The organism is Serinibacter salmoneus (assembly GCF_002563925.1).
Lineage (GTDB): Bacteria > Actinomycetota > Actinomycetes > Actinomycetales > Beutenbergiaceae > Serinibacter > Serinibacter salmoneus.
The window spans coordinates 3,229,023-3,243,200 of record NZ_PDJD01000001.1 but is presented as its reverse complement, the minus strand read 5'-3'; the positions used below and the strand labels follow the sequence as shown (position 1 = coordinate 3,243,200).

Genomic DNA, 14,178 nt, shown 5'->3' with positions numbered 1-14,178 from the left:
GCGAGTTCGCGTCGATTCCTCCGAACGTTCCCGAACGCACAGGCGAGATCACGCCCGGTTCAGCGACACGACTCCCGGCTACAGACGCAACAGGTCGGCGCTCCCACCGCGGCGGAACGCCCACGCGCCCACGACCGAGGGGTGCCGGGCCACCGCGCGCGCGCCGTCCGTCACGTCCTGCGCAAGCCGCCCACCCGCAGCGGGGAACGGACCCAGCACCCGGGAGGTCGCCTGACCGTCACGACGCCGAGCCGTGACCCGCAGGAACCAGGCGTCCGGATCGGGCTCCCGACCGGCCGACGCCCCGGCGCCGAGGAAGAGGTGGGGCCGCAGCCGCGGATCCTGCGCCACGCGTGACTGCGCGTGCGCCCCGCCGTCGTCGTCGTGCATCACGCGCTCCCACAACGCGTCCAGGCCCAGCGCCTGCGCCTCGAGAGCGAGCTCACGCAGCCAGCGTGCGCTGTGCCGCTCGGCGAGTTCGCTGGCCATCTCGAACGCCTCCTCACCGCTGACCTCGTGCGCGATCCCCCGGGTCCTCACCCCGGTGGGCGCCTGCCAACGCGAGTCCAGGGTGACGCCGCGGCCGATTCCCGCGATCCCGGCGGGGACGCCGATCCCACCGCGCAGCGGGATCCGCACGGCGGCCCGCCCCGGACCCGCCAGGCCGATCGCTCCGTGCCGGGGCGCACCACGCACCTGGTAGCGACCGACCTCGAGGTCCGCGTACTCCACGCCGGCGTCGATCCGCTCGTCCCAGGTGATCCCACGCCGCTGCGGTGCGTTGATCCACGTGGAGTGGGAGTAGAAGTCCTGGACACAGTGCAGCGCGAATCCGACGACGCCTCTCACGGCGGCCACGGCGTGCTCGCCCGCCGCCTCGGCGCACCAGCGGATCGCGACACGTGTCCCTGTCAGGACCCGTTCGAAACTCGCCTCCACCAGTTCCGGCGTGGTCAGGTCGTCCATGTGCAGGGTGCGCAGGGCCGGTGCGATCTCCCGTGCCGCTCGCACCCGCGCCATGCCGCCCTCATACAGCCACGCCGGGTCCCACAGGTAGCGATCGATCACATCCGCGGCGAAGGCCAGTTCGGTGCCGGCGCCCTGAGCCCAGCCCGCCTCGGCTGCCGCCCGCCGCGTGATCCCGAAGTGGTGCCAGGCACCGGAGTCGTGGGGTTCGAGGTAGCCCTCGGTTCCGAAGGCCAGGACGAGGGGCAGCACCATGCCACCCATCCTGCCGCGCGCATCCCGATGACGCACCCCTCAGGCGGCCACTCGGGGCGCTCAGGCCGTGCGAGACTCCTGCAACAGCGCGCAGTAGGCCGCGAGCATGCCACCCGCCGTGGTGTCCCAGCCGCGCTCGCGCGCGTGAGCACGGGATGCCTGCGACATCCGCGCGCGTAGATCCTCCGAGTCCAGCACCCGTGCCAGCGCCTCGGCCCACGTCCGCGGCTCCCGGTCCGGTAGCAACAGGCCCGTCACGCCGTCGCGCACCGCCTCCCGCAGGCCGCCCACGGCGCCTGCCACCACCGGGACTCCGCTGGCGGCGGCCTCGAGCGCCACCAGGCCGTAGGTCTCGGAATGGGAGGGCACCAGCACGATGCTCGCCTCGCGCATCAACCGCGCCAACTCCTCCCGGCTCTGCGGGCCCAGGAGAGCGACGTCCTCGACCACCCCGAGCTGCGCGGCGAGCGCCTGCAACGAGTCGACGTACTCCGTGCCGTGCGTGGCTCCACCGGCCACCTGGAGTATCGGACGTGGCTGGGGCAGCCGCGCCAGGGCGCGGATCGCCAGATCGACGCCCTTGAGCGGCTCCAGCCGGGCGGCCAGGAGCACCCTCGGCCGCCCGCCCGCGGGCAGCGGTTCAGCGAGCGGATGGAACACCCGTGGGTCCACGCCCGGGTGGACCACCCACATCCGGGAGGCAGGCGCACCCAGGCGGGTGATCGCCGTCGTGGCCTCGGCATCGCTCACGGCGACGACGGCGTCACTGCGGCGGGCGAGGTGGGCCTCCCCCGCCAGCCGGCCCGGGGACTCCGGCCGCTCCCCCTCGGCGAGCGCCGTCAGGGGCGGGGCCGCGATGCTGTGGAAGGACTGGACGTGCGGCACACCCCACGCGTGGGCAACCGGCAGCGCCGCCATCCCCGAGAACCAGTGGTGGGAGTGCACCACGTCCACCGGCTCCAGGTCCTCCAAGCGCTCACGGAAGGGTGCGATGAAACCCTCGTGCTCACCCTTGGGCACCGGGTGGGGCGGTCCGGCGCTCACGCGGCGCACGCGGACGCCGTCCACCACGCAGACCTCCGGGGAATCGGGGTCCGAGCGGCGGGTGATGACCTCGATGCGGTGCCCACGGGCGGCGAGCGCCTGGCTGGTGTGCCGCACCACCACGTTCATCCCCCCGACGTCGCCGCTGCCCGGCGGCGCGAACGGGTCGGTGTGCAGGCACACCACGGCAACGGACACGGGGGACACGAGGGACCATTCTGCCCCGTCCTTGCGCCCTGCGGGCCCCCAGAGGGACCTGAGCCGGGGGACGTACCCCACACCCGCCAGGTCTCGACCAAGACTTGGTCTGCCAGCCCTCGGCATATGGTCGCGAATAGGTAAGGTATCCGCATGGCCGGCCGTCCACTGTCCCGCCGCGGGCTGCTCGGCACCGGGCTCGGGTTGGCGGCGCTGGTCACCGTGGGGGCCACCGGCACGCGCTCCTCCTCCGCCCGGTACGCGCAGGACGGCCTGCACTCCCAGACCGTCGCATGGAGCGCACCGGGCGAACGGCAGCTGATCGGCGCGGCAGATCAGGTGGTGCCGGGCACTCGCGTGATGCGCGGCGCCGCCGGGCAGGCCACGCTGATCGCGCGGGAGTCCGCCTGGATCGCCGGCTGTGCCCCGTGGACCGCCACCACACGGGCGCGCGAGGCGCTCCTGGACCTCACGGTGCTGCAGGTGGGCGACGTGGGTGTGGCCGGCTGGTCCACGCACTGGCGCTACACCTGGCCGCGGGACGCCTCCCACGTGGCGATGGCACTCATCCGCGCCGGGCGCCGCGCCGAGGCCGTGCGCATGCTGGCCCGGCTGCAGGCGTGGCAGGGGCGTGACGGCTGGTTCGAGGCCAGGTACCTGCCCGACGGCTCGGGCACACCGGACGAGCGGGAACGGCAGCTCGACGGCGTGGGCTGGGTGCTGTGGGCCACGGCCGGGCTGCTTCAGGGCCCCGACGCGCTCACGCAGGTCCGCCTCCTGCGGCCGATGATCGAGCGCAGCCTGGGGCTGGCGATGGCGGTGACCGCCGACGGGCTACCCCCGGTCTCCCCGGACTACTGGGAGGTCGGGGAGACCCGCCGCACGCTGGGCACCGCCGCGCCGCTGCTCGCCGGGCTCCAGGCCGGTGCCCGCCTGCTCGCGGCGCTCGGGGAGCCGGCGGGCGCGCGGCGTGCCCGGCGCGCGGCGGTGGACCTGGAGGCGCGCATCCATGAGGTGTTCGGGGCACGGGGCTACCCCCGCCACGAGGACGGCACGCTACGGGACACCGGTGTGGCGTTCCTGCTCCCGCCCTACACCGAGGCTGCGCATCCGGACGTGGTGGCGGCGGTGCGGGCCGCCCGCAGCGAGATGGTGCGGCCGGCCGGCGGGCTGGCGCCGGGCGCCGGCTGGCGTGAGGACGGCGTGAGCTGGACCCCCGAGACCGCCGTGTTCGCCCTGGTCGCTGCCGCACAGGGCGCCGACGCGGCGACGGAGCGCGCCTATGCACTCGACACCCTTGCCTGGCTCGGCAGGCATCGCACCGAGGCGGGTTCCTACCCCGAGAAGGTGCTCTACGACGGGCGGCCGGCCGCCGTCGCGCCGCTGGCCTGGACCGCGGCCACGGTGCTGCTGGCGGAACACGCCCTCGCCACGACGCCCACCTGACCCGCGGCGCCCACCTGACCCGCGACGCCCACCTGACCCGAATCGCCCCGCCCGGTGCGTACCGCGGGGCCGTGCCGCCCTCAGCCGCGCAGGATGCAGGTATCGAGGTGATCGTCCACGATGCCGATCGCCTGCATGGCCGCGTAGGCGGTGGTGGGTCCCACGAATCGGAAGCCGCGTCGCTTGAGTTCCTTCGCGAGTGCCGCGCTCTGCACCGTGGAGCCCGGGACCTCCTGCGCTGTGGGCGGCTGTGGGCGGGGTGCGGGACGGTGGCGCTCGAGCACGTCCGCGAGACGCTCACCAGCGGCATGCATCGCCACAAGCGCCCGGGCGTTGGCCACGGTCGCTTCGATCTTGGCCCGATTGCGCACGATCGCGGCATCGCGGAGAAGACGCTGCACGTCGTCATCCCCGAACGCCGCGATGCGCGCCGGGTCGAAGTCGTGGAATGCGGTGCGGAACGCCTCCCGCTTGCGCAGGATCGTCAGCCAGGACAGGCCCGACTGGAATGCCTCGAGACACACGCGTTCCAGGAGTTCGCGTTCGTCGTCGCTCACCGGTGGCGGCACGCCCCACTCCGTGTCGTGATACGCCTCGTACAGCGGATCGCCGTCGCCGAAGCAGCGACGACGCCCCGGAGTGCCGGCCAGGGACGCGGGATCTGATGCCATGCGCCAGACCGTACCGCCGTGAGCCGACGCGGCACGGCCAGTCCCCGAGAGGCTGTGGACGGCCCCGGCGCCGGTAGGGTCGGGACATGCCAGAGCGCACGACCCAGACCACGTCCACGTCCAGCACCCCGACCCCGGCGGAGCGGTTCCCCACCGCCGAGGACTACCCCGACCGCGAGGTGCTGACCTGGGAGGGATTCGGCTACGCCGTGCGCGACCTCGCCCGGATGATCGCCGCGGCCGAGTGGGAGCCGGAGATCGTGGTGGCCATCGCGCGCGGCGGGCTCATCCCCGCGGGTTCGCTCGCCTACGCGCTGGGCGCCAAGGCCATGGGCACCCTCAACGTGGAGTTCTACAGCGGCGTCGGTGAGACCCTGCCCGAGCCGATGGTGCTGCCGCCCGCGCTGGATACCTCCGCCGTGGCCGGCATGCGGGCGCTGGTGGTCGACGACGTGGCGGACTCCGGACGCACCCTCGCCCTGGTGCTGGAGATGCTGCGCAGCCACGGCGCCGACGTGCGCTCCGCCGTCGTCTACGGCAAGCCCACCTCGATCGTGGCGCCGGACTTCGCCTGGCGCACCACGTCGTCGTGGATCATGTTCCCCTGGTCCTCGCTGCCGCCGGTCACCGGCGCCGACGGCAAGGACGCCTGACACTCAGGCCCGCGCCGGCCCCGACCGCCCCCACTACTGCGGCATCCGGGCGCGCAGGTACGCCACGACGCCCGGCACACACGCCTCCACGGTCGCGAGCGTCTCGCGGAAGTCCGCCATGTCGCCGTACCAGGGGTCCGGGGCGTCGGGCGCCGAGGCCGAGGAGGGGTCGCCGTCGGGCACCCCGTGCTCGAAGGCCCGGAACATCACCACACGCTCGGCGGGGAACCCCACCTGACGCAGCCGACGCGCGTGCTGCGCCGTCATGGCCAGCGCCACGTCCACCTGCTGCGCATCGGACGTGGTGACCTGGCGCGCTCGGTGCCGTGGCACCTCATAGCCCGCCTCGGTCAGCACCTGCTGCGCCCGGGAGTCGATGGGGTTGCCGTGCTCCTCGTCCGAGGTGCCGCTGGAGTCCAGCCGCACCCGGTCGGCGAGGCCGGCTCGCACGAGGGCATCGCGCAGCACCACCTCCGCCATCGGGGAGCGGCAGATGTTGCCGGTGCACACGGTCATCACGCGCAGCGTGGTGGGAGCAGACGTCATGCGCCCAGTGTGCCCGACCGGCCGCAACCCTCTACCGCCCGGAGTAGTACACGCCCCCGGGGGTCGTGGAGCCCCCCATGAGCTCATCCACGGTCACCAGGGTGTGCCCCTGACCCTGCAGGTAGCTGATGACGTCGTTCACGGCGTCCACCGAGGTCGCGTGGATGTCGTGCATGAGCACGATCGATCCGCGGTGCGCGTTCGCCTTGACGACCTCGAGGGTCTTGGCCGGATCGCGGTGCTTCCAGTCCAGCGTGTCCACGTCCCACAGGATCAGGCTCAGCCCCAGTTCGCCCGAGACCGACTTCACGGTCTCGTCCCACGCGCCGTAGGGCGGGCGCTGAATGCTCGGCACGATGCCGGTGGCGTCCTTGATGGCGGCCGCCGTGGCCGTGAACTGCTCCCGCACGCCGTTGGCGTCCAAGGTGGTCAGGTCGGGGTGGCGCCAGGTGTGGTTGCCGATCTGGTGGCCCGCGTCGGCCACGGCGCGCGCGATCGCCGGGTTGCTCGCGACCGACTGCCCCACCATGAAGAAGGTCGCCTTGACGTCGCGGTCCGCGAGGATGCCCAGGAGCCGGGAGGTCTGGGCGTTCGGCCCGTCGTCGAAGGTGAGGGCCACACACGACTCGACCGCGCAGTCCACGCCCCCGCCACCGCCACCCGTGGACGGCTGCGGCGCCGGCTTCGGCTTCGGGGCCGGCGGCGCCTTCCCGACCGGCGGCAGCGGGATCTCACGCACCGCGATCTCCAGGTCACCCGACTGCGCGACGAGGGAGGCCAGGTCCGCCTGGCTGCGCGCGGCCGCCCGGACCACGCGCCCCTGGTCGGTCAACCAGCCGTCGGTGGCGGCACGGGGCACGCGCAGGCTGTGGGCGCCGTCGACGACGAGCACGTCACCCTCGGCGGAGAACCGCACGTCGGGCGGCGGGCTCGCCTGGAGTGCCTCCTCGCCCTCCTCGCTCGGCTGCGCGTCCGCCGCGGCCACCTGCGTGGTGCCCTCCGTGGCCGCCAGCGCGGCAGTCAGTGCGGCCACGCCGCGCGTGGTGAACAGGTCCGCGGTGGTGATCACCTGCCCGGTGGTCAGATCGCCGTAGTAGACCGGCGGGGCGTCCCGGTAGTCCTCACCCGGCGCCGCCTCGTCGCTGTGAGGCGTGAGACCGAGGATCTGGCGGCTGGCGGTGACGATGTCGACACCCACACCATCCCCCACCGCGCCCGTGAGCGCCTCCACGAGGGCGCCGCTTCCCGGCAGCGCGGCCAGATCGGCCAGCCCGACGGCGGTGCCGGAGTTGCCCCCACCCTCGGCGTCCTGCTCCTGCGAGCCCGCCTCGATGAGGCCGAGGCTCGCGGCGTCCACGGCGGCCGGCGTGTCCACCACCTCCGCGGCCGGGGTGCTCTCACCCTCGGGGGAGGTGCAAGCGGTCAGCGCGAGGGCGGCCGCGGCGAGAGCGGCGAGCAGCCCTCGCGCACGCGGCGTGCGGGCAGTGTTCGATCCGCGGTCAACGTCCATGTCGGGGGGTCCTGCCTGGTGCGTCAGGCCTCGTCGGGTACCGACGGGGCCCGGGTTCGGGGGGGGTGTTCCCGATGGTACTGGGTGCCTCGGAAAATGCCATGACAACTCGGCTCGGTGCGGATTACATTTCCCTCACACGTGAAAGGAGGTGGTCCACGACATGACGTTCGACCGGACTCGTGAGGTGACCGCCCGCTGACAACGGGTGAGCCGGATGTGCCGTCCGCTCGCCCCTCGGCGAGTACCAGGCGGTGACCGGAGCCCGCGGGAGTCGTGCCCTCGTCCAGCACGACCGCTCGAGGATCGAGCATCCCGCGGGCTCTTCCATGCCCGGCGCCCGCCGCCCCGGGCGGTGGGGTGGCAGGCTGGGGAAATGGATCTTCGCATCTTCACCGAACCTCAACAGGGCGCCTCCTACGACGACCAGCTCCGCGTGGCCCAGCGGGCCGAGCGCCTCGGGTACGACGCGTTCTTCCGCTCCGACCACTTCGTGGCGATGGGCGGCGACGGGCTGCCCGGTCCGACCGACTCCTGGGTGACCCTCGGAGGCATCGCGCGGGAGACCTCCACGATCCGCCTCGGCACGCTGGTCACCTCCGCCACCTTCCGCCAGCCGGGTCTGCTCGCGATCCAGGTGGCGCAGGTGGATGCGATGTCCGGTGGCCGGGTGGAGCTCGGGCTCGGCGCGGGATGGTTCGAGCGCGAGCACGCCGCCTACGGGTTCCCCTTCCCCCCGAAGCGGTTCGGCCTGCTGACGGAGCAGTTCGAGATCCTCACCGGGCTGTGGGGCACGCCGGAGGGCGAGACCTTCTCCTACGACGGCGAGCACTACCAGCTCGCGCAGTCGCCCGCCCTTCCCAAGCCGGTGCAGAAGCCGCTGCCGCTGATCGTGGGCGGCAACGGCCCGCGCCGCACCCCGGCCCTGGCCGCGCGGTTCGCCGCGGAGTACAACACCAGCTTCCCCGAGATCGCCGACATCCCCACGCGTTTCGCCACCGTGCGCAGCGCCTGCGAGGAGGCCGGGCGCGATCCCGAGACCCTGACCTACAGTGCCGCACTGGTGTTGGCCGTGGGCGCCGACGAGGCGGAGTTCACCCGCCGCGCCGCCGCGATCGGGCGTGAGCCCGGGGAACTGCGCGAACACGGCATCGCGGGCACCGTGGCCGAGGCCCGCGCGCGCCTGGAGCAGCTGAAGGAGTGGGGAGCCGGCCGGGTGTACCTGCAGGTGCTGGACCTCAGCGACCTGGACCACCTGGACCTCGTGGCCACGGAGATCATGCCCGCGCTGCGCTGACCCCACCGCGAGGTGGTCCCGTCCGCACCGGCGGGACCGCCCGCGGGGGCGTGTCGCGCTCAGCGGGTGCGCCGCAGTTCCTCCAGGTCCAGCACCTCCTGGACCTGCGCGATCGCCTCGGTGGAGTAGGCGCCGAGGGAGCGCTCATCGGCGAGCGCCTCGCGTGCCGCGTCGAAGTAACGCACAGCCGCGAGTCGGATCGGGTCGACCGGCTCCCCGGTCTCCGGATCCACCTCCTGCGGACCGGCGCCCAGGGTGCGCGCCAGCAGGCCGTCCCGCTTGGCGATCCGCTCCAGACGTTCCGCGAGACCCGAGACGACCTCCTCGTCCAGATCGCCGTCCTCCCGCAGGGTCGAGACCGCCTGCCGGTGCACGTCGCGCATCACCAGCACGACCTCCCCGTGCAGCGACTGGCTCGGGTCCTGGCCGAGGCCGGTGCGCCGGATCACCCACGGCAGGGTGAGCCCGAAGCCGAGCAGGGTCATCAGGGCCACGGTGAAGGCGACGGCGATCAGGGTCGAGCGCATCGGCGTCGAGACGGGCAGCGTGAGCGCGGCAGCCACCGTCACCACGCCGCGCATCCCCGCCCAGGAGATCACCAGCCCGCCCTTGCGGGTGATCGGTGCGCGACGGTAGAACTCCCGATCGGCGCGCAGTCGGGCCAGGCGCCGCCGGGCCTTGGCCCGCTGGGGGTCGGAGTCGTCCAGCCCCTTGACCGCCGCGTCCACCGCCGCCAACCGGCGCGCCCGGTGCGGCGCACGCCACCGCGCACCCCGCATGAAGACGGCCACCGCCGCCACCCGCAGCAGCACGAGCGCGAGCACACAGGCGGCGGCGACCCCCACGACCAGCCCCACGGAGGACTGGTTGCGGGTCACGTCCAGGAACAGGTCCACCAGTTGCAGACCCATGAGCAGGAACACCGCGTTCTCCAGCAGGAACGCGATCGTGGCCCAGTTGGTGCGTTCGATCTGACGCTGCTGCGCGGACAGCCGCCGCAGGCCGAGGTGACCCGAGAGCACCCCCGCCACCACCACGGCCACCACCCCGGAGGCCCCGAGCTCCTCGGCGGGCCAGTACACCAGCCAGGGCAGCACCAGGCTGACCGAGGTGGACAGCACCGGGTCGGAGATCCGCTCCCGAACCAGCACACTGACCCAGCCGATCGCCAGCCCTAGCGCCACCGCGATCACCACGCCGTAGGCGAAGTCCCCCGTCAACTGCAGGAAGGAGAACCCGCCCGCGGCGGCGACCGTGGCGACCTTCAGCATCACCAGGGCCGAGGCGTCGTTGAACAGGCTCTCCCCCTCCAGCACCGCCATCACCCGGGGAGGCAGCCCGAGTCGCTTCCCCACCGCCGTGGCCGCCACGGCATCCGTCGGGGAGATCACCGCGCCGAGCGCCACCCCCGCGGCGAACGGGACGGAGGGGAGCAGGAGGTGCACGAGCGCCCCCACCCCGAAAGCCGAGACGATCACCAGCACGATCGAGAGCCACCCGATCATCCCGACGTTGCGCCGCAGGTCGATGACCGGCACCTGCACCGCGGAGGCGTACAGCAGCGGGGGGAGCACCCCCATGAGGATCCACTCCGGTTGCAGTTCGATATCGGGGATCGCGGGCATCAGCGAGATGATCGCGCCGATCAGCACGAGGATGAGCGGCGTGGCCACCCCGGTGCGGCGCGCGAGCGCCGTTGCCAGCAGGATGATGCCCACGGCACCGGACGCCAGGACGAGGGGGGACATACCCTCGAGATTACGACCCTCGTCTCGCCTGCGCCCGGCCGCTGCCGTAGGTTCGAGTGGGTGCCGCACACCGAGGTGCGGCCAGGACGCGAGGGAGCGACATGAGGTTCGGGCTGCACGCGGGCTACTGGGCGGGCGGGCCACCCGCCGGGATGGCGCAGGCGGTGACCTGGGCGGACGGCGCGGGCCTGGACTCGGTGTGGACCGCCGAGTCCTACGGTTCCGATGCGTTCACGCCGCTGGCGTGGTGGGGCGCCGGCACCTCCCGGATCCGCCTGGCCACGGGCATCGCGCAGATGTCCGCCCGCACCCCCACCGCCACCGCGATGGCCGCGATGACCCTGGACCACCTCTCCGGTGGCCGGTTCGCGCTCGGCATCGGCGCCTCCGGTCCGCAGGTGGTGGAGGGCTGGTACGGCGCGCCCTACGCCAAGCCGCTGGCCCGCACCCGGGAGTACATCGCGATCGTGCGGGACGTGCTGGCCCGTGAGGCCCCCGTCACCGCCCCCGGACCCCACTACCCGTTGCCGATTGCGGGGGAGGTGAGCGGCGCCGTCGGGCAGGGCAAGCCCCTCAAGGCCAACATCCACCCGCTGCGGGCCGATCTGCCGATCCTGCTGGCCGCGCAGGGCCCGAAGAACACCTCCCTGGCGGCGGAGATCGCCGACGGCTGGCTGCCGGCGTTCCTCTCCCCCGCCACCGACGCGCAGGCGCGGGAACTGCTGGCGGCCGGGTTCGCCAAGCGCGCCGCCGGCACCCGGGACGTCTCACAGTTCGAGGTGGCGGCCTCGGTGCCGCTGGCCGTGGCCGAGAGCGTGGAGGCCGCGGTGGACCTGCTGCGACCGCACCTCGCGCTGTACGCGGGCGGGATGGGGTCCTCCAGTCACAACTTCCACCGCGAGGCGATGGCGCGGCTCGGGTTCGCCGAGGAACTGCAGGAGGTGGCCGCGCACTACGCGGCCGGGGACAAGGCGCGCGCCGCGGCGGCGGTGCCCAGCGAACTGGTGCGCGAGATCGCCCTGGTGGGCACGCCGTCGGACATCGCCGCCCAGCTGCGGCGCTGGGAGGAGACCTGCGTGACCACCCTCGTGCTGCAGACCGACCCCCGGGCCCTGCCGGCGCTGGCGGGGGTGCTGACGGGCTCCTGACCCGATCGCTCCGGGCGCTCAGGGCGCCCCCTCGGTCCGTCTCGATCCGGCTCAGTCCATCGCCCGGTGGGTCCACTCCCCCGCGATGAGGGTGCCCGCCACCCGGGTGCCGGGTGGGGCGGCGAGGGGGTCGACGTCGAGGATCGCCAGATCCGCCCGGCCCCCCACCCGGGGGCGCACCCCGCGCCCGGTGGCGGCGGCGAGTGCCACCTCGCCACCCAGGCGCTGCTCGGGACCCCAGGCGGCGCGCTCGTCGCCGGTGCGGGTGACGGCCGCGGAGATCTGCAGCCACGGGTCCAGCGGTGAGACCGGCGCATCCGAGCCGAAGATCAACGGGACCCCGGCGGCCACGAGGGAGGCCAGCGGGAAGGCACGATCGCCGCGACCGGGCCAGAGCGCATCGGCGACGTCGCGGTCGTCCAGCAGGTGCGCCGGCTGCACCGAGGCGGTGATCCCGAGGGCCGCCATCCGGGGGATGTCCTCCCAGGACAGCAGCTGGGCGTGCTCGATAGACCCGGTGGCGCCGGTGGCCTCGAAGGCGCGCAGCGCCTGCTCGGCGGCGGCGTCGCCGATGGCGTGGATGCTGCAGCTGAGGTCGGCCTCCAGGGCGCGGTTCATCAGCTCCACGAGTTCGGCGAGCTGGTAGTTCAACCCACCGAACCCGCCGCCGGGGTAGGGGTCGTGGCAGTAGGCGGTGCGGGTGTTCAGGGCGCCGTCGGAGAGGACCTTGAGGGTGGCCAGCCGAGCCATCGGGTGGCCGCGGCCATCCAGCGCGTTCCCCAGGGGGCTGCGCCCGCGCAGCCCGGCGGCCAGCACGTCCTCGAGGTGATCGGGCCAGACGGCGGCGCGCACCCGCAGCGGGTAGGGCGCCCAGCCCTCGGGGCGGTCCTCGACAGCCTCGGCGGCGGTCATCCGGGTGGCCCACCGCCGCGGGTCGTCGGACTCGAAGTCCACCACGCCCACCAGGCCGCGGGTCGCGGCCTCGGCCGCGGCCTCACGCACCCAGGCGTCCCGCTGGAGGTCGCTGCCACCGTCCAGCGCACTGGCGACGGTGAGGAAGTCCTCCTCGCGCACCAGGCCGGAGGGGTCGGGCTGGCGTTCGAACGCGTGCAGCGCCGGGGTGGAGAACCAGCCGGAGTGCAGGTCCCCGGAGACGAGCACGACGGCGCGGCCCGGCGCGGCCTGATCCAGCATCTCCGTGCTCGGCTGATCGGGCCAGGTGGCGGCCCGGTACCCGAAGCCGACCAGCACGCCGTCGCGCTCGGGGTGCTGCGCGACATATCGCCGGACCAGTTCGGCCGCCTCGGCGGCGGAGGTGGCGGGGCTCACGTCGAACCGGCGCGCGACCTGCGCCCACTGCATGAGGTGCACGTGCGCGTCCCACAGGCCGGGGATGAGCCAGCGACCGGCGAGATCGAGGGTCTCCTCGCCTCGTTCGGGGCGGATGCGGGCGTCGATGCCACGGATCACGCCGCGGGAGACCCGCACGTCCCAGACGCCGTCGCGTCCCACCAGCCGCGCGCCGCGCATCAGCATCGAACCCATGCCCGCGAGTCTGCCACTCCTGCGTTGCGGTCTCGTTGCCCGCGCCGCGGGCGAGCCCTGCCCCCGCCCGGTCCCGCCGAGCGTGCCCTTGCGCACCCCCACCCCCGCCGAGCGTGCCCTTGCGCACCCCCACCCCCGCCGAGCGTGCCCTTGCGCAGCCTCCGCTCGCTCAACCTCGGCGCAACACCCCGCTCGGCGAACGGGTTGCGGCCCATGCACACGCTCGGCCAGGAGGGCACTCGGCGGTGGGGCGCTACAGTGCGCGGGTCGGCGACGACGGCGCAGCTACGCGCGGATCGGCGTTCGACCCGGCGCGGGGCGAGCGGCGCGCCCGACCCACACCGCGTTGAGTTCGCCGAGCGGCACCGTGGACACGGTGGTGAACCCCACCGCCCGCAGCAGACGCGCGCGGGCGTCGTCGATCGCGACGGCGAGCACCGGCGACTCGTCGGCGTGCACCACGGGGTGCACCACCCGGCGCGCCAGCTCGATCACCTCGCGCGGGTCCACCTCGCCGGTCGCGACCGTCAGCGACGCGAGCACAAGCCGCGGTCGGTTCGCTAGCAACTCGGCGAACACGCCAGTCGCCGTCGCCTCGACCTCTCCGCGCAGGTGGTCGCCGGGGCCGATCGCGGCGGACACGTCATCCAGATGCAGCTCGCGCGCGAGCAGGTGGGACGTGTCGGCGCTCAGCGCTCGGCCGTCCCCCGGCAGCCACACCGAGGCGGCCACCAGCCGCCCACCACGCTCGGCGACCCACAGGTCCCCGGACTCCAGCGACAGGTGGGACAGCGCGAGCCGGGCCGCCGCGGCCGCGGTCTCCTCGTCGTGCGGGCCGTCGAGGATGCCGTCACCGTTGATGTCCACCGGCGCCGCACCTGCCCGCATCAGGCGTACGACGGCGTTGACATCCACCAAGGTGCCGCGTCGCACCGTGGTCTCGGGCACCGCAGGCACCGCTGCCGCAGCGCTGGTGTGGTGGGCCGCGGTGATGGTCGGCTCGGGGGCAGGCTGTGTGCTCACACCACCAGCCTCACCCCGCTACCTGGTGGTCACCTGAGAATCGTGGCGCTCGATCACTCGTGCGCCGCGGGACCACAGCCTGCCCGGGCTCTGACGTCGTGAGGCCCGGCACCACACACGTGTGCAGT

At 73.8% G+C, this 14,178-nt stretch carries 12 protein-coding genes; 4 read left to right on the top strand and 8 right to left on the bottom strand.

Annotated elements, in window-relative coordinates; all coding sequences use genetic code 11:
- Window positions 1-78: 78 nt before the first annotated feature.
- Both ATL40_RS14495 and ATL40_RS14490 read right to left on the bottom strand, forming a co-directional pair.
- Window positions 79-1,221, bottom strand: coding sequence for a hypothetical protein (locus ATL40_RS14495; RefSeq protein WP_098470170.1), 1,143 nt, complete (start codon window positions 1,219-1,221; stop codon window positions 79-81).
- 60 nt (window positions 1,222-1,281) lie between these two features.
- On the bottom strand, window positions 1,282-2,472 hold the full coding sequence (locus tag ATL40_RS14490; protein WP_098470169.1) for a glycosyltransferase: 1,191 nt from the start codon (window positions 2,470-2,472) through the stop codon (window positions 1,282-1,284).
- 144 nt (window positions 2,473-2,616) lie between these two features.
- Between ATL40_RS14490 and ATL40_RS14485 the strand changes: the two genes are divergently transcribed.
- On the top strand, window positions 2,617-3,909 hold the full coding sequence (locus tag ATL40_RS14485; RefSeq protein WP_098470168.1) for a glycoside hydrolase family 15 protein: 1,293 nt from the start codon (window positions 2,617-2,619) through the stop codon (window positions 3,907-3,909).
- Between the two features lie 80 nt (window positions 3,910-3,989).
- Here the strand turns inward: ATL40_RS14485 and ATL40_RS14480 are convergent, their stop codons facing one another.
- The gene (locus ATL40_RS14480) at window positions 3,990-4,580 is read right to left on the bottom strand and encodes a DNA-3-methyladenine glycosylase I (protein ID WP_098470167.1); all 591 of its coding nucleotides are present in this window, start codon (window positions 4,578-4,580) and stop codon (window positions 3,990-3,992) included.
- An 86-nt stretch (window positions 4,581-4,666) separates the two neighbouring features.
- Between ATL40_RS14480 and ATL40_RS14475 the strand changes: the two genes are divergently transcribed.
- Window positions 4,667-5,233, top strand: a complete 567-nt coding sequence (locus ATL40_RS14475) for a phosphoribosyltransferase (protein ID WP_098470166.1) — start codon at window positions 4,667-4,669, stop codon at window positions 5,231-5,233.
- A 33-nt stretch (window positions 5,234-5,266) separates the two neighbouring features.
- Here ATL40_RS14475 and ATL40_RS14470 read toward each other — a convergent pair whose 3' ends face one another.
- Window positions 5,267-5,779 carry a low molecular weight protein-tyrosine-phosphatase gene (locus ATL40_RS14470; protein WP_098470165.1) on the bottom strand — a complete coding sequence of 171 codons (513 nt, stop codon included), beginning with the start codon at window positions 5,777-5,779 and terminating at the stop codon, window positions 5,267-5,269.
- Between the two features lie 31 nt (window positions 5,780-5,810).
- Window positions 5,811-7,289, bottom strand: a complete 1,479-nt coding sequence (locus ATL40_RS15275) for a polysaccharide deacetylase family protein (RefSeq protein WP_098470164.1) — start codon at window positions 7,287-7,289, stop codon at window positions 5,811-5,813.
- Between the two features lie 376 nt (window positions 7,290-7,665).
- On the opposite strand from ATL40_RS15275, the gene ATL40_RS14460 reads away from it, so the two are divergent.
- The gene (locus ATL40_RS14460; RefSeq protein ID WP_098470163.1) at window positions 7,666-8,586 is read left to right on the top strand and encodes an LLM class F420-dependent oxidoreductase; all 921 of its coding nucleotides are present in this window, start codon (window positions 7,666-7,668) and stop codon (window positions 8,584-8,586) included.
- Between the two features lie 59 nt (window positions 8,587-8,645).
- Here the strand turns inward: ATL40_RS14460 and ATL40_RS14455 are convergent, their stop codons facing one another.
- Window positions 8,646-10,334, bottom strand: a complete 1,689-nt coding sequence (locus ATL40_RS14455; protein ID WP_098470162.1) for a cation:proton antiporter — start codon at window positions 10,332-10,334, stop codon at window positions 8,646-8,648.
- 101 nt (window positions 10,335-10,435) lie between these two features.
- Here ATL40_RS14455 and ATL40_RS14450 point away from each other — a divergent pair, with 101 nt between their 5' ends.
- Entirely contained in the window at window positions 10,436-11,482 is a 1,047-nt protein-coding gene (locus tag ATL40_RS14450) for an LLM class F420-dependent oxidoreductase (protein ID WP_098470161.1), read from the top strand.
- 51 nt (window positions 11,483-11,533) lie between these two features.
- Here the strand turns inward: ATL40_RS14450 and ATL40_RS14445 are convergent, their stop codons facing one another.
- Together ATL40_RS14445 and ATL40_RS14440 are read right to left on the bottom strand one after the other, a co-directional pair.
- Window positions 11,534-13,027 (bottom strand): amidohydrolase, encoded by a 1,494-nt coding sequence (locus ATL40_RS14445; RefSeq protein WP_098470160.1) that lies wholly within the window; start codon window positions 13,025-13,027, stop codon window positions 11,534-11,536.
- A 285-nt stretch (window positions 13,028-13,312) separates the two neighbouring features.
- Window positions 13,313-14,050 (bottom strand): hypothetical protein, encoded by a 738-nt coding sequence (locus ATL40_RS14440; protein WP_098470159.1) that lies wholly within the window; start codon window positions 14,048-14,050, stop codon window positions 13,313-13,315.
- Between the last annotated feature and the right edge of the window lie 128 nt (window positions 14,051-14,178).